Consider the following 17,017-nt stretch of genomic DNA (forward strand, 5'->3'; position numbering starts at 1 on the left):
TTTTAGGACCCCAGATGAAACGTCTTTTTGTGTCGGCAGTTGCCCTGACGGCTGCAGCCGCATCCGTCGCTCCTGCGACAACGCACAGCACCCTGCCGTTCGGTCCTGGTGCAGAACCATTCCAGACTCACACCCGCACAGAGTCCGGCGCGTATGATGCACAGTCCCAGGCGGCCGCCAACGTCAGCGACCAGAACGCACCGGTCACCACTACCAAGCAGAGCGTCGAAGGTGCCGAGCAAACCATCGACACCACAAAAGCTAACTCCCAAAAGAACAACTCTCGCCTCATCACCGTCATGGGTGTCACCTGGGAAGGCGAAGGTGAACGCGACGTTCAGTACCGTACCCGCCACGCACAAGGTGACAACTGGGGCGACTGGGAACAGTTGCCCGTGAGCGACGAAGGTAACGACCCTAGTTCCCAAGACCACAGAGAATCGACCGACGCTGTCGTGGTTGCTCCATATGAAGTGGTGCAGGTGAAATCCGACGCCCCTATCACAGTCTCGGTCTCCGTTACAGAACGCACGCAGGTCGACGACATCGTTGCAGGCCACGCTATTGACCGCCCGCTACACGACACCGACAACGCAACCCCAGAACACCGCGACGAAGCAGGTGAGCTGGGGGCGACCTCGGCGACCAACACCGCCTACAATGCCAGCGGCACACACGGCGCATACTCAGCACAGAACGTCGCAAGCGTTGACGGACTCGAATACGTGACCCGCAGCCAATGGGGTGCAAGCAAACCACGTTGCGACATCGACCAGGCCAAGCGCAACGAAGGTGTGGTCATCCACCACACCAACGGTGCAAGCAAGTACTCACAGAGCGAAGTGCCCGGCATTTTGCGCGGTATCCAGGCCTACCACCAGAAGAGCCGCGGATGGTGCGACATCGGGTACAACATGCTCATCGACAGGTTCGGCAAAATCTACGAAGGCCGTGCAGGTGGGCTCGACAAGGCGACTGTGGGCGCACACGCGGTCGCAGTCAACGAAGGTACGTTCGGCGTTGCCGTTATGGGAACGTATCACAAGCCGGCACCTCGGGAAGTTCTTGACTCACTGTCCAAGGTCATTCGCTGGCAGTCACACAAGTGGGGCTGGAAAGTCGACGCTGAGATGAAGATCCGTTCTGCTGGTGGCCCCGGTGCCCTCAAACCGAAAGGCGCGATGTTCACACTGCCACGTGTGATTGGTCACCGTGACGTGGGGGAAACTGACTGCCCCGGTGACGGCTTGTACGGCCAGATTCCGGATATCCGTCGCATGTCGACCAGCAGTCCAATCGACGAGTACGCGAACAAGCACAAGCTTGGAAAGCCAAGCTCGGACGTGAAGACGCTCAAGGACCGCAAGGACACGCAGGCACGCGCATACGGATCGCGGTTGGTGCTTTCAAACGAACGCGGAACGTACCGGATCGAGGGCGCTATTCTCAACGCGTGGAAGAAGATGGGATGGGAACGGTCTCACGTGGGCCTACCGACTGCTGATGCCGTCTGCGGTCTTCCAGGCGGGGGTTGCTACCAGAAATTCGAAAAGGGCGTCGTCCACTGGTCGAAGGGCTCGGGTGCGCACGCCACCTCTGGCGCGATCCACAACGAGTGGGCCAAGAACAAGTACGAGCGCGGACCGTTGGGTTACCCGATCGCTGAAGAAGTGACCAAGAAGGGCGTGGCTTCTCAGAAGTTCCAGTACGGGTCCATCACCTGGACCAGTAAAAATGGGGCCAAGGTCAAGGTGGCCAAGGTGAGCGGAAACGCGAAATAAGGTCTTAGCACAGCGCTGAAAACACTGAAGCTGGCGAACCGAAATTGGTTCGCCAGCTTCAGTTCTCCCGAGGTGGTAGCTCGCTTATGTGCGAACGTCACGCACCGTTCGTTTAGTTCAGTGCGTTCAGGGCTGAGTCGTAATCAGGCTCTTCGCCAATTTCGTCTACCTGCTGTGAGTACACGATCTTGCCGTTTTCGTCGATCACGATCACTGCGCGGGAGTACAGGCCTTTGAGAGGGCCGTCGGTCATTTCCACACCGTAGTCGTCACCGAACGGTGAGCGGAATCCGGAGCCGGACACGACATTGTCGATTCCCTCTGCCCCGCAGAACCGGCCTAGTGCAAATGGCAGGTCCTTTGATGCACAGATCACGACCGTGTTCTCAAGTTCCGTGGCTTTTTCGTTGAACGTGCGCACCGACTTTGCACACACCCCGGTGTCGACCGAAGGGAAGATGTTGAGGACCACGCGCTTGCCCTTGTAGTCCGACAGTGCGACTGGTTCGAGGTCGGTTCCGGTCAGTTCAAATTCTGGAGCCGATCCGGTTGGCAGGTTTCCGTTAGTTGTGACTGGGTTTCCTTGAAACGTGATAGTAGCCATACCCCCAGTCTTACGTCCTGCTCTGCTCCACGCAAGAGGGTAAAGTGAACTCGTCACGAACACACTTCACATTCACAGAAGGGACCCCGATGAGTGGTGGTCTTGTAGCTCTACTCGACGACATTGCGGCAATCGCGCGCATGGCAGCAGCTAGCGTCGACGACGTTGCCGTGGGCGCTGCAAAAACCAGCGCGAAAGCGGCAGGCGTGGTCGTCGACGACGCCGCCGTGACTCCGCAGTACGTCTCTGGGGTCGAGCCTGCCCGTGAGCTCCCCATCATCCGCAAGATCGCAACGGGTTCGATTTTCAACAAACTCGTCATCATTCTGCCTTTAGCGCTTCTGTTAAGCGCTGTCGCTCCGTTTCTGCTCACCCCACTCCTCATGGTGGGAGGCACGTACTTGTGTTATGAGGGCGCTGAAAAGATCTGGCACAAGCTCACGCATCGTGGCGACGAAGAAAGCTCCACCACTGACCAGGACGCGCACGCAAAGGCTTCACAGGAAAACGAGCAATCGGGCAAGGGTGGTGATGCTGAAAAGCAGCTGGTGCGCTCCGCGATCGTCACCGACTTCATCCTGTCGACAGAAATCATGGTGATCTCACTCAACGAGGTCATTTCCGAGCCACTCCTCATGCGCACAGCCATTCTGATCGCCGTCGCGCTTTTCATCACTGTTGCGGTTTATGGAGTGGTGGGGTTGATCGTCAAAATGGACGACATCGGTCTTCGCCTCGCTCAGAAGCCCGCCACGCAGAAGTTCGGAAGGTTCCTGGTGAACGCAATGCCCAAGCTCCTGAGCATCCTGACGATCGTGGGAGTTTTTGCAATGCTGTGGGTGGGTGGCCACATTCTGATCGTGGGGGCCGATGAGCTGGGATGGCACATGCCACTCCAGCTTGCTCACGGCTTAGGTCATCGTTTCATTGACATCCCCGCTGTGGGCGGGGTCCTCAACTGGCTGGGCGAGACCGTTGTCGCAATGATCGTTGGCCTGCTGTGGGGCCTTGTGGTTATTGCAGTTGTGGCTGCGGTGAAGGCGACTGTACGAACTTTTCGATCACAATCATGACCACCACGATCACGCCACCTACAAGCATGAGCACCACGGGCCCAGCAACGGGCGCGTAAGGTGCTACCAGCGTTCCAGGCGCGGACGGGTCCGGAGATTCTTGCCATGGCCACAGGGCTCGCACCGACCCCAACATCAGTCCAGCCATAGCCATCAGCGTGACCAAACGGAAACGCTTGAGCAGGAACTGAAGAAGCTGCACAAAGGACGCTAAACCAATGACGGCGCCCAGCATGAAGATGGCGATATAGCCCCAATCGCGCTGGTGAACTGCCTCAAGTGTAGTGGTGTACAAGCCCACTGCTAACAGGAAGAACGACCCAGATACTCCCGGAATTACCAATGCGCAGATCGCGATAGCAGCTGCACAAATAACAATCCACGCAGGTGGGTGCGCAACAGCACCTCCGCCGGCCTGACCCACCAAGACAAACGCAACGATCGTTGCAATGACGAATGCGATCACGCCACCTATCCACGTTTTGGCGGTGTTGATGTTCCGCTCAACAGCACTGTCATACGCCATGGAAACAGGAACATAGATCGACACAATCACCAGGCCAAAGAACAGCCCGCGTGCGTGTTCCGGAGAGTTCGTCACAAAAGAACTCATGATTCCAGCGATCGAAAATACCGCCGTCACCATTCCCAGGAACACCGGAATGAGAAGTCCCCACTGCACATTGCGCAGTTCCTGCATGAACCCTTGAACTCGGTCAGGCCCGATCACCAACCGCTTGACAGCATGGAGAACGGCGACCGCGGAGGCGATGAGTTCATCGTAGATTCCCGTCACAAGGGCAATCGTGCCTCCGGAAACACCGGGAACCAGTTCAACAAGCCCCATAAGGAAACCACGTACAAAGTCGAACGGCATGAGCTTGATCGATCGTTTGGGCTGCGTCACAGTTGAGCTTTCTCCTTCACCTGTCGCTGAACACGCTTCAGCATTCCGGTCATGCCGTTTAGCCTCAGCGGACTCACCAGAGAGGTGAGCGATAGTTGTAGCGCAAAATCTTCCGGCACTGCCTGGACCTGACGAGCCGTAGCACCGTCCAGCCCTTCCGCTAAGATCCCTGCGAATCCACGCGTCGTAGGAGCTTCGGCGGGGGCGGAAAAGAACAGAGAAACTCGCGCGTCTTCTCCCGTTCCATCGACTTCGGCGATAAAGAAGATTGGTGATTGACACTCCGGAACCGGTTCCAACGCCTCGGGATCATCCGCATACCGCTGCGGAAGGTCCGGAATCTCATCGGAAAACTCGAGCAACAACTCCAACCGTTGTTCCTCGGGCGTTTGTGCGAAATCGCGGACAACGTCGTGCAGTTCCGACGGAACCTCAGCAGATAGTGTCACGGTCACTCCTCTTCATTTCCGTTCCAACGATAAGCTACTAAGCCGGCTGAACCCCCGCTTTTCCGTACGTGTCAATCGTCACCTGCAAGGAAGAACGCGCGCACAGCATCGACAAACACCTGTGGTTGCTCCGAATGGAGCCAGTGCCCTGCATCGCGGATCACAAGACGTACGGCCCTGGGGAAATACTCACGAACAAGGGGCAAGAACTTGGGGTCACCGTAAGCGGAGTTCTCCCCCACCATCCACAGCACTTTGCGATCGTACGTGGCATCAATTGATGGGAAGTCGCCAATCTCTTTAAGACTGTCAAAAAGGAGGTTGAGGTTCGGTTGCCATTCAAACCCGTCACCGCTCCTACGAAGGTTCTGTAACAAGAAACCACGCACCGACTCATTGGGAATGTCCTCAGCGATGCGCTCGTGCGCTTCCGCACGCGAGGTCAAACTATCCAGATCAAGCTTTTTCAGGGTGCCCAGCAGGTGAACAAACTCGCCCATGTTGCCACCGGCTTGCGGGGAAATATCTTCGATGATCAGCTTGTCAACGAGCTCCGGTTGGGTGAGGGCAAGCGTCATCGCCACTTTCCCACCCATCGAATGCCCCAGCAGATACACCGGCGCGTCCGGTTCGATCTCTTTCGCTACCGCCTGTGCCATGTCCGTGTAGCTGAACGTGTCGGTCCACGGCGATTCACCGTGGTTAGGCAGGTCAATCAGGACCATTCGGAAGTCTTTGCTGAGCTCTTTTGCAACCCCAGTAAAGTTCTTCCCACGCCCCATGAGACCATGCAGAAACACCAGAGTGGGGCCTTGGTCCCCCATGCGTGTGACGTTCAGTGTGTCCATGTTTCCCCTCCATGTTTCCGTAGCCTCACGACGCTCCTCGTAGAATGTCACCGTGACCACCACTCCTGCTTATGACCTGTTGCGATGCCCCGTGTGCGCCCGCCGGGGAGAACCAGCAGCGCGTTTGCAGGTGCAGGATTCGCAAGTGGTGTGCAGTCACCGGCACTCGTTTAACATAGCGCGTCAGGGCTACCTTAGCCTGCTTTCGGGCCCCGCTCCCACAAGTGGGGACAGCACAGACATGGTGTTGGCCCGGGACCGTTTCCTCGCCTCCGGCGCGTACGCGCCGTTGAAGGATTCCCTCGCCGAGGTCGTCGCGGCTCTGCCTCACACGCACCTTCTGGACGTTGGTTGCGGAACCGGGTACTACCTCGGCGGTCTGATGGAAACCCTGAAGCCACCAAAGGTGGGGTTGGGGTTCGACACTGCCACCCGCGCCGTGAGGTTAGCTGCCCGCGCCCACCCGAATATCACCGCGTTTACATGGGATGTTTTCCGGGATTTTCCGCTTCTGGACAGCACAATTGATGTTGTTTTGGACGTGTTCTCGCCGCGCAATGGCGCAGAGTTTCACCGGGTGCTCTCCCCCGGCGGGCACACGGTAGTCGTGACACCCGAACCGCAACACTTGCAGGAGCTACGCGCAAGCACGGACATGGTGGGAATTGATCCGAACAAAGATGAACGTTTGAGCCGGGCTTTGCACATGTTCGAGTCGGTGGGTGAATCGGTAGTTTCGTACGACTGCGCGCTCACCCCAGACTTGGCACGCGACCTCATCTTTATGACACCGTCTGCCCGGCACCTATCAACGGAAACGGTCACGGATTCCCAGCTCCCCACCTCGGCGACAGTAGCCGTGAAAATATCCGTCTGGCGAAAACCTACAACGCAGCAATAACCCGTTGAGGTTCGGTAACTGGGAACATATGATCGGCACCTTCTGCGATGTGCAGCTCGGCTCCGATCAGGCGCGCCAACCGGCGTTGTTTTGCCACTGACACCGCACGGGCAGTCCCTGAGGAGCACACGATGATGGGGCGCAACCTGCGGTCAAGCACATGGTTCGACATGAGCAGTGAACTCAATCGGTATTCCTGTTCCCAACTCGAAAACCACTGGTCCACCACGGTCTGCAGGCCCGGACGAGTCACGTATCGGTGAGTGGCATGGGTGCGCGGCAACTGGTCGGCCAAGCCGGAAGCACGGGTGAAGAGGTGTGTGCGGATCTGAGCACCCCACGGTGTGAGAGCCCGGGCAACTTTTCTCACTGCTGGGGCCGAATACCGTTCAAAAACGGTGCCGCGCGTAAACCAACCACCTACGAAGGTCAGAGGCGCAGACGGGTCCAGAAGAACCAACCGCGTAATGTCAGTGGGGTGTTTCAGCGCCCACTCCAGGGCAGTAACTCCACCTACGGAATGGCCAATGAGGGCAAACGGTTCACTGGTGTCGACGGCTTTTCTTAGGTCGTCAATATCCCCTGTTGGGTCGTGTTCCCACGCGTCGATCACTTCTACTGGACCGGGAAGAAGCTTACTTAAACCGCTGTAGTCTTCCGGTAAGAGGCTCAGCCCAGGAACGATTACCCACTTCACGGGTCTATTGTAATCCTCGCCACATCCACGGATGTTATGGCACACAATACGACCCCAGTGTCAGTAAAGTTGCTGTATGACACAGCGCACGTCTCCACGCAAAACAGAAGTCCTGGCACGGGTGTTCATTTGGCTTTACGTTTTAGCCGCTGTGTGGACAACGTTGACGATCCCCATTCGCCTGAGCAATGTAGCCGACGCGGGGTACATTCTCTTTTCGCTGTTCACGGTTCCAGCTGAGCCGTCCTTGGTGGCAGTGGTTTTCCTTATCGCTGTAGCGACCACCGCGGCCCGACGACTGCGGATCGCCCACACTGCCATGCTGGTGGTCGCGTCGCTGGGCGTGCTCGCATCGGTGCTTAACACCAGCGCAGTCATATCGCTGGGACCTAACAGTGAGCTACACATTTCAGTGACGAGTCCTCTCGACGCACTGTTCTTCAGCCTCCCTTTCAGGATTGCGGGTTTTGTGCTGAACGTCGTCTCGTTGATCCTCATCATCATGATGCGGCCCGCGTTTCCTGGACGAATCCGCAAAGCTAATTTCCTCAAGGCGCTGGGCATTTTGTTGTCCGGGTTGGCTGTGTCGTTTGTGGTGGCGCTTCTCGCCTCTTCCCTTACCCCGATTGGGGTGGGTGCATGGAGTGATCGTCTGACATTTGCGCTTTCAGCGGCTTTGGGATCCACCTCTGGGCTCAGTTCGATTACGGACGGACAGCACCCAACGACGTTCATCGTGTTCTACATTTGTGGTGCCATTTCAGCTATTGCACTGATCTGGGCACTCATTGTGATGTTCCGCATCAAAGCCAAACCGGCCACCGTCACGCCTGATGAAGAGCTCGAAATCCGTCGCATGGTGCTCGACTTCGGAGACCTGGACTCACTGTCATATTTTGCGACTCGACGCGACAAGAGTGCGGTATTCTCTCCCGACCGCAGAGCCGCCGTTCTGTACGGCGCCGTGGGAAATGTTTTTGTTGCGAGCGGCGACCCTGTGGGGGACCCGGAATCCTGGCCACACGCAATCCAATCGTGGCACTCTCACTGCCGTTCCGTAGGTGCTCGTCCCGTAGTTTTGGCATGTTCACAAGAGTCAGCACGCCTGTATAGGGCCTTGGGATTGGCGATCGTTGCGATCGGTGACGAAGCTGTCGTCAACACTGCCGACTTCAACATTTCTAGCCCCGCGCTCGCTGACATTCGCAAAACTATCAGGCGCATGAACCGTGAGGGCATCACCGCGAAGGTGGCACGCGTGCGTGACCTTCCTGCTGATCTTGTCACTCAGTTAGAAAACTGCCGCGACGCGTGGCGTAATCACGAGGTCGAACGCGGATTCTCAATGGCGCTGGGGCGAATGGGGGATCCCGCCGACTCCAACTCTGTCATCGCGTTGGCATGCGACAGTTCTGGCTACCCGATAGGGTTTTTAAGCTTCGTCCCGTGGGGTCGTAACGGACTGTCACTCGACGTCATGGTTCACTCCCCCACAGCCGTCCCCGGAGTGACGGATTTCTTGGTCGCTCAAACTGCCTTGCAGGGCCGGGAGATAGGCATCAAGCAGATATCTTTGAACTTCGCCGTTTTCCGTGACGTGTTCGTCGCCACCGATGAACTGCGCGCCGGACCCCTGACCCGGGCAAGCGACAAGCTGCTGAAGGTCGCGTCACGATCTTTCCAAATCGAATCGCTGTACCGGGCTAATCAGAAGTACCAACCACAGTGGTCTCCCCGATGGGTCGCGTTCGACGACACCATGGTTGCCTTCCACGCGCTCTATTCAATGGGTGTCGCCGAAGGCTTCATTCCCCCACCCAGCCTGCGCGCCATCCTCGCCTGGATGTGGGCCAGCGTCACCCAAACCACCCCCACTCCCCTTTTCGGCGCCCAACCCACGATCACCTCGGCGGATTTCCTCAACCGTGTAAAAGAACTCGACGAGGAATTCATCCGCCCGCCGTCACCCCAATACACCTGGTCGCCACAACAGCGTCACCGGATCGACCACAAACTCGCGTTGGAGTCAGCGGGCGTCGAAACCTACCCGGTTGAAGGGCCGGTCTCTACCACCTCGGTGTTGGACCTAAACGCGCGAAACCGCCCGGTTCCAGCGCCCGGAACCCTCACCCACGCCGAGGTGACCGTCCGTGGCCGTGTTCGGTCACGCAGGCGGTTCGGCGGCTTGGTTTTCATGGATATCGAGCAGGATGGCGCGTTCGCGCAAACCGTGTGGGACCGTTCAGAGGTCAGCGACTGGCATGTGGGGCTACTCGACGTAGGTGACTTCGTGAGCGTCACCGGACGTGTGGGAACCACCGATCACGGTGAGCTGTCAGTGTTCGTCGAACAGGCGACAGTGCTGGCCAAAGCCATCAGGCCCACCCCTGCTTTGGGGCACCCGGTGGGAGAAGAGGAGCGCCGCACCAACCGGTCGCTGGACTTGCTCACCGATGTGGAAGCGCGCGACATTTTGGTGGCACGGTCATCAGCGATCCGCTCATTGCGCGACACCCTGCACGCACAGTCGTACATGGAAGTCGAAACACCCATGTTGCACACAGTGCACGGAGGTGCGGCTGCCCGGCCGTTTACCACCCACATCAACGCGTATGACATGGACCTGTCGCTGCGCATTGCACCCGAGCTGTATCTCAAACGGCTCATGGTGGGTGGCATGGACAGGATTTTTGAGATCGGGCGGAACTTCCGCAACGAAGGGGTGGATGCCACCCACAACCCGGAGTTCACCTCGCTTGAAGCGTACGCTTCCGGGCTGACGTACCACGATATAGAGCGTCTCACGATCGCTCTTATTGAGAACGCGGCACGGGCGGTCAACGGTGAGCCGGTCGCCAAGTACCGTGATGCGTCTGGAAAGGTGCAAGAGCTGTATCTGCCGGGTTCATGGCGGTCAATGACAATCCACGAAGCCGTGTCACACGCCGTGGGTCAGGAACTCACGTTGGATACCGCGCCCGAGGTGTACCGCGCAGAGTGCGCACGTGCCGGTATTGAAGTTCCTACGGACGCTTCCCAGGCTTACATGCTCATGGAGCTGTACGACGAACTGGTCGAAAAACAGACCGTAGAGCCCACGTTCTACTACGACTTCCCAGCCGAGAAGTCACCGCTGGCCCGCCCAGGTAGGCACGACAGTCGCGTATCCGAACAGTGGGACCTGGTGGCTTTTGGGATGGAAGTTGGAACCGCGTATTCGGAACTCATCGACCCCATGATCCAGCGACAACGGCTTACCGAACAATCGTTGGCGGCTGCCGCTGGTGACCCCGAGGCGATGGAGGTCGACGAAGCATTCCTCACCGCCCTTGAAATGGGTGCCCCACCTATGGGTGGGCTGGGATTGGGCGTGGATCGCGTGGTCATGATGCTCACGGCCACCACGATCCGCCAAACCCTGACTTTCCCGTTTTTGAAACCTACAGGAAGCTGACCAAGACTGAAGCAATCACCACGGATCCTGCACTGACCGAGGTGAACCCACCCACCAGCATGGGTGGCAGCATCGCTTCGCTCAGTGCCTCACGTTCTTCGTCTGTGCGTCCTACCGAACGCACAACTTCGTTGGTGAGGAGGTAGTCGGCTGGGAAACCGTACATAGCGGTCAGCGCCACCGACATTCCAAGGGTCGTCTTCCATTTGAGGAGCTTGGTGGCGATCGCACCACCAATCATGATGCCCACAGCACCCACTGCCAGAATGACAGCCACTGGTAGCAGAGCAGCCAGAACATCCGACAGGGAGGCAGCAACCAGAGGTGCCATCACAATAGCGACAACACTGGCCATGGCGATTCCGAACGAGCTGGATTTCTCCATTGAGCGTTCTGGAGTCAGGCCAATTGCGGTCGACGCAACACCCAGGACCAGGGCGATGATTGACGACGGAATGTGCGTGGGCATAGCCAGAAGCGTCGCAAGTGAACCGCCCACCAGAATGAGGAACAAGACGAAGAGTTCGTTGTCGACCAGCATGTCGGGAAGGTTGACGAGCTTCTTACCGCTGCCATTTTCCTTTTCGACTTTCTTTTGCTTGCGAGCCAGTTCTTCCAGGTCACCGGAATCACGAAGTTTGATCGCGAACTTGCGCAACAATAGGTTAGTCAATGGCATGGACGGCAGGGACTGAAGCATCAGCACAAGGGCTGGCAACACTACGATTGCGGAGTCCACGTTGGCAGCTTTCAAGCCATCGGTGGTCAAACCCGTTGATACGATCCCACCAGCCAGAGGACCGGAACCAGCCACAACGTACTGGAAGCCAAAGATTGGGCCCACCACTGCAGCGATCACACCCACGGCGACGATCATTCCAGCAATCGAAATCACTACACTGCGCCACTGAGCGAGCATCGTTTTCAAAGGGATCAGCGAACCCATGTGGAACAAAAGAGGTGCCACCAGAATCGCGTAGATCTGTGGGAAGAACGAGTCGTCGATGATGGTGTTGGGAATGATCTTGAGTTGAACTGCAATAAACGTTCCCAACATGGCGATCAAAAGTGCCGGGATGCGGGCTTTTGACCACAGGGACATCAGCTCGCCCAACGCAATGAAGGCGAGAATGATTGTTGCGGCGAAGATAGGGGTCATGAGTTGCTTCCTCGTTGGTTGTGCTCCCACGCAATGTGGGCGAGCGCTGCGGCCTGGTCGGCCAAGACGGAGTCGTCAAAAAGTACGTGTGGTGAATGGTTGTAGGCGGCTGTAGCCGGATCCACCTCAGGTGGGCTCGCTTGAAGCATCAGGTATGCACCGGGCACTTCTTGTAAAACGAACGAAAAGTCTTCCGAGCCCATAACCGGTTCATCCGGCACGCGGAAACGTTCACGGCCGAACACCTTGGTTAGTGTTGAGTTCACGAGTTCTGCTTCGTCACGCGTATTGACCGTGACGGGATAAAATTGCTCCCAGTCAAAATCAACTGTGCAGTTATGCGCTTGGGCAATACTGTCGGCCAGCTGTTTGGCATACTGCGGAAACTTCTGAGTGGTTTCGTGGGACAGCGTCCTTACTGTCCCACCCATCGAAGCAGACGGTGGGATCACATTCAGTGCCTCGCCACCCTGCAGCGTTGTGATGGAGAGAACTACCGGGTCAAAAACGTTGAAGCGTCGGGTAATCATGACCTGAAGTGCCTGGCAGAACTCAACGAGTGGTGACACTGGGTCGATGGCCTCGTCCGGCCTAGAACCGTGGCCACCTTCACCATGGAAAGTCACGCGTAGGTAGTTCGACCCAGCCATTGCTGTTCCGGGACGACACTCAAAGATGCCCTGCTCACCAGGGAGAACGTGAAGAGCGAACGCAGCATCAACTGGTGAGCCGGCAATTGATAAAAGGCCTTCGTCGAGCATTGGCTTTGCCCCTCCGGGCCCCTCCTCCCCCGGCTGGAACATGAAAACAACAGTTCCCGCAAGTTCGTCCTTGTGGGCGCTTAAAAGTCGGGCTGCACCAACCAAGCCTGCTGTGTGCAGGTCGTGGCCACACGCGTGCATGTTGCCATTCGTGGCCGCATACGGCAAACCGGTTTCTTCAACAACGGGAAGGGCGTCCATGTCACCACGAAGCAACACTGTGGGTCCGGGCTTATCACCACGTAAAACCGCCGTGATCGAGGACAATTCTTTGCCCAAGGTGATTTCTACCGGCAACCCGGACAGCGCTTCGAGCACACGTTTTTGGGTACGCGGCAGATCATTTCCCAACTCTGGATCAGCGTGAAGTGCTCTGCGGAGCGCAATGAGATCTCTCGCCAATTCCTTCGCTTCCGCAATAAAATCGATCGTCATCGTGCCTCTTTTCAGCCAGTTCTATAACGTGGCTCACAAATTAGCAGTCCCGAATATGCCTAGGTACGCCGGTTTTGTTATGTGAAACTCAGGCTCTTTGCGCCCCTGACCTGTGAGCCCCCACTACCAGGAGTACTGTTGCTCATATGATCGAACGTTTCACTCCTCCGCAGGGATGGGCGACTGCTGCTGGTGAGGTGTTCGGAATTGACCTGTGGCGAATTCCGTTCGTTATCGCCTCGGCAGTCATCATCTACGTAGCATTCCTCGTTCTCGTCAGAGTCTTTGGCATCCGCATTCTGGGCACCATGAGTTCTTTTGACGCGGTTGTCATCATTATGTTCGGGGCTGTCGCTGGTCGAGTCATTTTGGGCCACCCGCCCACCGTGATGGTCGGGGTCATCGGCTTAGCCACCCTGATAGTGATGGAAGCGATCTTTGGCGCAGTTCAACACACGGTTGGTTTTAGGCGTGCCGTGAGTGCTCGCCCGCGCGTTGTTATGGCTCACGGCCAGATGATCCCTCATGCCATGCGCCGTGCGCACATCACCGAGGCCAATCTGTATGTGGCAATTCGCGAAGCCGGCATCGCGTCCCCTGAATTGGTTCAGTGTGTCATCCTCGAAGCCACTGGCCGGCTTTCAGTTATCAAAGAGGGTACACCTATTGACCCGCGCCTTTTGGAGAATGTTGAGGGCCGGGAACTCGTAATGCAAGATCCCGGCCCTTCAGGCTTAACGCAACAATAGCGATACGTGAGGTCTAGGCGTTCTCAGCAGCCTGGTCCTTAACCACTTTCCGTAACTGCCTTCAAGTTCTGCAACATCGAATCCTGCCCTACGCAGAGCAGACGCAGCAACCGAATTTCGCACCCCAGACTGACAGTACGACACAATTCTTGTGTCTTGAGGCAAATCCTGGGTACGCCACAGAACACGTCCTCCGTTGATGTTGTGAGCATCCGGAATATGCCCTGCATCGAACTCGCCACGGCCACGAACATCGAGAAGATAGTCAGCATCCGTCACTTCACTAAATGGAATGACAGCAGGCACATATACCGGAAGACCCTCCGTGCCAGTGACATAGCCAGTCACGGTGTCGATCCCCACTCTCACTAAGTGATCACGGATTTCGTTTGCTTCGTCACGGTCACTCGCCAGGATCACCAGTGGCGTCGAATCCTTCTGCGGATCGTACACCCAGGCACCAAAACTCGCAGCCTTGTCCGGCCCAGGAATATTGAGCGAACCAGCGACTGTCCCCTCATGTACGGCACTGTGGTGGCGCGGATCCACAACAACCACCTCGGCGGTTTCTACCAACGGCGCCAATTCCGCCGAGGTGTACTCCACCAAATCTTTGACCTCACCAATGACGGCCGGCCCGTCACGGTTTTCCGTCTTCATACGGGCGAAGTACGCGTGGGCGTCCGGTTGCCCGTCCAGGAGCTGGTTGACGAATCCTTCTCGGTCGCCGTTCTTGACAAACGGCGCCCACCACGCGTTGTGCTTTTCGTAGCCCACGGTCGATGACGGAACGGCCCCCAGGGCCTTTCCGCACGGGCTGCCTGCTCCGTGTGCGGGATACACCTGCACGTAGTCCGGCAAGGTCATGAACTCGCGCGCCAGGCTGTCGAACTGGTCTTGCGCACCGCCAAAGCGGGTGTCTTTGCCACCGGCTGCCTCATCTAACAGATCTGGACGGCCCAGATCACCGGCAAAAACGAAGTCGCCGGTGAAGGCGTACCCGGGTTCGTCGGAAAACGCACCGTCGGTGAGCAGGAACATCAGGTGTTCTGGCGTGTGGCCGGGCGTGTGACGGGCCTCGAGAGTGAGATTACCGATCGTGATGGTGTCGCCGTGGCCAATCAGTTCAGCATCGAACCCGTATGTCCAGTCGGCACCGCCTTCTTTGGACACGTACGCGGTTGCACCCGCGTTCTGAAGCTCACGGGTTCCCGAAAGGTAGTCGGCGTGGATGTGCGTTTCCGTGACGGCGACGATCTTCATTCCGCGTCGCTGGGCCAGTTCGGTGTATACGTGGATATCCCGGCGTGGATCGATGACGATCGCCTCGCCCGATGCTTGGCAGCCAATAAAGTAACTGGCGTGCGACAAGTCTTCGTCGTAGAAACGTTCAAGAAGCATGTTTACCTTCCAGCTTGACCGAACGGGCCTTCAATCACTCTAACTGACTCTGTGCTCCACACAGCCACACGTCTTATCGGTGCGACGGCTGGAACGAGTTAGCGCTGGCGGCGTTCCATGCCTCTGCCCAGGACTCGGGCACATCGCTGAGCAGTTGCCCTTCTCCCACATGGTCAAACAGTTCGTTAAAGCTCACGGTTTGTTTGTGAGAGATGCGCTTACGCAACATGGACCGGTCTAGCTCGCTGGGGTCCTGCACGCCCATAGAAGCCATGAGGTGAACCGCTTGGTACACAGTCGCTTTGTGGTAGCGGAAAACACGCATGGACTTGTCTTCGACATCCAGAGCGCGAGCGCGACGCGCGTCTTGCGTCGCAACGCCCACTGGGCATTCGCCAGTGTTGCACACTTGCGCCTGGATACACCCAATAGCCATCATCATGGCGCGTGCCGACATCGTGAAGTCGGCTCCCTGGATGAGGCGTTTCACGATGTCGTTTCCGGCTGCGACCTTTCCTGCAGCACCAAGTTTGATGCGATTGCGAAGTCCGGTCCCCACGAGTGCGTTGTGGACCGTAGACAGGCCCTCGGTCAAAGGCATTCCCACGTGGTCTTCGAACTCAAGTGGCGCTGCACCTGTTCCGCCTTCTGAACCGTCAATAATGATGAAGTCAGGTGTGGTGCCCACCTCAAGCATGGCTTTGCACACTGCAAGCACTTGGGTGCGAGAAGACACGCACAGTTTGAACCCGGCGGGCTTGCCACCCGACAGCTCACGCATACGGGCGATGAACTCGATGAGTTCCACCGGCGTGCTAAACACGCGGTGCATGGCGGGCGAAATACAGTCCTTGCCTACCGGAATCCCACGAATCTCGGCGATTTCCTCTGTCACCTTGGGTCCAGGCAACATGCCTCCCAGGCCCGGTTTGGCTCCCTGTGAGAGTTTGAGTGAAACGCATTTAATCTGTTCGTCGGCGGCACGGTCGCGGAAACGCTGCGGATCAAAGTTGCCGTCCTCGTCGCGCGCACCAAAGTAGCCTGTACCCAGTTCCCACAAGAGATCGCCGTTTGCTTCTTGGTGGTAGGACGAGATCGCGCCTTCACCTGTGTCGTGAAGGAATCCACCCAGCTCAGCACCCTTGTTGAGCGCGCGTATAGCGTTGTCGGACAGCGACCCGAAGCTCATGGCAGACACGTTCATGAGCGACATGCTGTACGGTTGCGTGCAGTCTTCTCCCCCGACCATGACACGTGGAGGATCCTCGGGTGTGGCTACTGGCACCATGGAGTGGGGTAGGTATTCTGCCCCGATCCGCGACACGTCGAGCTCCGTACCGAAAGCACCTTCGTCGTCCTCGCCTTTTGCGCGAGCGTAAATCAGACTACACGTGTCACGGTCGAATGGCCTGCCGTCCCAGTTGCGTTCAATAAAGTACTGCTGGATCTGTGGTCGGATTCCTTCCAGTGCGTAGCGTGCCCGCCCCACGACTGGGTAGTTGCGCAGTAGCGAGTGCTTATTCTGCAGAATGTCTCGCACTGCGAGTCCAGCGGTGGCTGTCGCCGTCACGGCTGCTGCAAGGCTGATGATTTTTGATCGGGAACCCATGAGTGACCTTCCGTGTGTGCGCTATCCGTTTTAAACATAGCCCTGATGTGACGGGGACGCATGTTCCACACGGGTGAGCGTTGTGAATGGTTCTGTCTAGTTCTTTCCTTCCCCTGCTTTGGAGAAGGAAAACCCCGAGGTCGTTCCACCTCGGGGTTGTCACGCCAGCTTTGGCTACGCCGGCTTTGG

14 protein-coding genes are annotated in these 17,017 nt (G+C 57.5%); 5 read left to right on the forward strand and 9 right to left on the reverse strand.

Annotated elements, in window-relative coordinates:
• Nucleotides 1–14: 14 nt before the first annotated feature.
• Nucleotides 15–1,781: an N-acetylmuramoyl-L-alanine amidase gene (locus JOE56_RS01705; protein ID WP_204514550.1), complete on the forward strand. Its 1,767-nt coding sequence runs from the start codon at nt 15–17 to the stop codon at nt 1,779–1,781.
• 112 nt (nt 1,782–1,893) lie between these two features.
• On the opposite strand, the gene tpx is transcribed toward JOE56_RS01705, so the two are convergent.
• Complete coding sequence (gene tpx / locus JOE56_RS01710; RefSeq protein WP_102237682.1) at nt 1,894–2,385, reverse strand: thiol peroxidase; 492 nt, start codon at nt 2,383–2,385, stop codon at nt 1,894–1,896.
• A gap of 89 nt (nt 2,386–2,474) precedes the next feature.
• On the opposite strand from tpx, the gene JOE56_RS01715 reads away from it, so the two are divergent.
• The gene (locus JOE56_RS01715; RefSeq protein WP_204514551.1) at nt 2,475–3,458 is read left to right on the forward strand and encodes a DUF808 domain-containing protein; all 984 of its coding nucleotides are present in this window, start codon (nt 2,475–2,477) and stop codon (nt 3,456–3,458) included.
• Here JOE56_RS01715 and JOE56_RS01720 read toward each other — a convergent pair.
• From JOE56_RS01720 to JOE56_RS01730, 3 genes are all read right to left on the reverse strand, one after another.
• Complete coding sequence (locus tag JOE56_RS01720) at nt 3,400–4,365, reverse strand: undecaprenyl phosphate translocase family protein (protein ID WP_204514552.1); 966 nt, start codon at nt 4,363–4,365, stop codon at nt 3,400–3,402. The genes JOE56_RS01715 and JOE56_RS01720 overlap by 59 nt on opposite strands.
• A complete protein-coding gene (locus JOE56_RS01725) occupies nt 4,362–4,814 on the reverse strand; it encodes a SufE family protein (RefSeq protein ID WP_204514553.1) in 453 nt (150 codons plus the stop codon). Before JOE56_RS01725 ends, JOE56_RS01720 begins: the two co-directional genes overlap by 4 nt.
• A gap of 71 nt (nt 4,815–4,885) precedes the next feature.
• Nucleotides 4,886–5,662 carry an alpha/beta fold hydrolase gene (locus tag JOE56_RS01730; protein ID WP_204514554.1) on the reverse strand — a complete coding sequence of 259 codons (777 nt, stop codon included), beginning with the start codon at nt 5,660–5,662 and terminating at the stop codon, nt 4,886–4,888.
• Nucleotides 5,663–5,714: 52 nt separating this feature from the next.
• Between JOE56_RS01730 and JOE56_RS11175 the strand changes: the two genes are divergently transcribed.
• On the forward strand, nt 5,715–6,563 hold the full coding sequence (locus JOE56_RS11175) for a methyltransferase domain-containing protein (RefSeq protein WP_204514555.1): 849 nt from the start codon (nt 5,715–5,717) through the stop codon (nt 6,561–6,563).
• On the opposite strand, the gene JOE56_RS01740 is transcribed toward JOE56_RS11175, so the two are convergent.
• Nucleotides 6,547–7,305: an alpha/beta fold hydrolase gene (locus tag JOE56_RS01740; protein WP_204514556.1), complete on the reverse strand. Its 759-nt coding sequence runs from the start codon at nt 7,303–7,305 to the stop codon at nt 6,547–6,549. The genes JOE56_RS11175 and JOE56_RS01740 overlap by 17 nt on opposite strands.
• Before the next feature lie 31 nt (nt 7,306–7,336).
• On the opposite strand from JOE56_RS01740, the gene lysX reads away from it, so the two are divergent.
• Nucleotides 7,337–10,714, forward strand: a complete 3,378-nt coding sequence (lysX, locus tag JOE56_RS01745) for a bifunctional lysylphosphatidylglycerol synthetase/lysine--tRNA ligase LysX (protein ID WP_204514557.1) — start codon at nt 7,337–7,339, stop codon at nt 10,712–10,714.
• Here lysX and JOE56_RS01750 read toward each other — a convergent pair.
• Both JOE56_RS01750 and JOE56_RS01755 read right to left on the reverse strand, forming a co-directional pair.
• A complete protein-coding gene (locus JOE56_RS01750) occupies nt 10,701–11,873 on the reverse strand; it encodes a hypothetical protein (protein ID WP_204514558.1) in 1,173 nt (390 codons plus the stop codon). The genes lysX and JOE56_RS01750 overlap by 14 nt on opposite strands.
• Complete coding sequence (locus JOE56_RS01755; RefSeq protein WP_204514559.1) at nt 11,870–13,069, reverse strand: M20 metallopeptidase family protein; 1,200 nt, start codon at nt 13,067–13,069, stop codon at nt 11,870–11,872. Before JOE56_RS01755 ends, JOE56_RS01750 begins: the two co-directional genes overlap by 4 nt.
• Before the next feature lie 146 nt (nt 13,070–13,215).
• Here JOE56_RS01755 and JOE56_RS01760 point away from each other — a divergent pair, with 146 nt between their 5' ends.
• Entirely contained in the window at nt 13,216–13,818 is a 603-nt protein-coding gene (locus tag JOE56_RS01760) for a DUF421 domain-containing protein (RefSeq protein ID WP_204514560.1), read from the forward strand.
• Here JOE56_RS01760 and JOE56_RS01765 read toward each other — a convergent pair.
• Nucleotides 13,804–15,219, reverse strand: a complete 1,416-nt coding sequence (locus JOE56_RS01765) for an MBL fold metallo-hydrolase (protein WP_204514561.1) — start codon at nt 15,217–15,219, stop codon at nt 13,804–13,806. The genes JOE56_RS01760 and JOE56_RS01765 overlap by 15 nt on opposite strands.
• A 73-nt stretch (nt 15,220–15,292) precedes the next feature.
• Nucleotides 15,293–16,828, reverse strand: a complete 1,536-nt coding sequence (locus JOE56_RS01770) for an FMN-binding glutamate synthase family protein (RefSeq protein WP_204514562.1) — start codon at nt 16,826–16,828, stop codon at nt 15,293–15,295.
• Between the last annotated feature and the right edge of the window lie 189 nt (nt 16,829–17,017).

It is taken from the genome of Brevibacterium paucivorans, from assembly GCF_016907735.1.
Classification (GTDB): Bacteria; Actinomycetota; Actinomycetes; order Actinomycetales; family Brevibacteriaceae; genus Brevibacterium; species Brevibacterium paucivorans.

Bases quoted from the DNA above. Each gene is read 5' to 3' on its own strand.
- JOE56_RS01705 (WP_204514550.1), top strand. From the start codon at position 15: ATGAAACGTCTTTTTGTGTCGGCAGTTGCCCTGACGGCTGCAGCCGCA.
- tpx (WP_102237682.1), bottom strand. From the start codon at position 2,385: ATGGCTACTATCACGTTTCAAGGAAACCCAGTCACAACTAACGGAAAC.
- JOE56_RS01715 (WP_204514551.1), top strand. From the start codon at position 2,475: ATGAGTGGTGGTCTTGTAGCTCTACTCGACGACATTGCGGCAATCGCG.
- JOE56_RS01730 (WP_204514554.1), bottom strand. From the start codon at position 5,662: ATGGACACACTGAACGTCACACGCATGGGGGACCAAGGCCCCACTCTG.
- lysX (WP_204514557.1), top strand. From the start codon at position 7,337: ATGACACAGCGCACGTCTCCACGCAAAACAGAAGTCCTGGCACGGGTG.
- JOE56_RS01750 (WP_204514558.1), bottom strand. From the start codon at position 11,873: ATGACCCCTATCTTCGCCGCAACAATCATTCTCGCCTTCATTGCGTTG.
- JOE56_RS01755 (WP_204514559.1), bottom strand. From the start codon at position 13,069: ATGACGATCGATTTTATTGCGGAAGCGAAGGAATTGGCGAGAGATCTC.
- JOE56_RS01760 (WP_204514560.1), top strand. From the start codon at position 13,216: ATGATCGAACGTTTCACTCCTCCGCAGGGATGGGCGACTGCTGCTGGT.
- JOE56_RS01765 (WP_204514561.1), bottom strand. From the start codon at position 15,219: ATGCTTCTTGAACGTTTCTACGACGAAGACTTGTCGCACGCCAGTTAC.
- JOE56_RS01770 (WP_204514562.1), bottom strand. From the start codon at position 16,828: ATGGGTTCCCGATCAAAAATCATCAGCCTTGCAGCAGCCGTGACGGCG.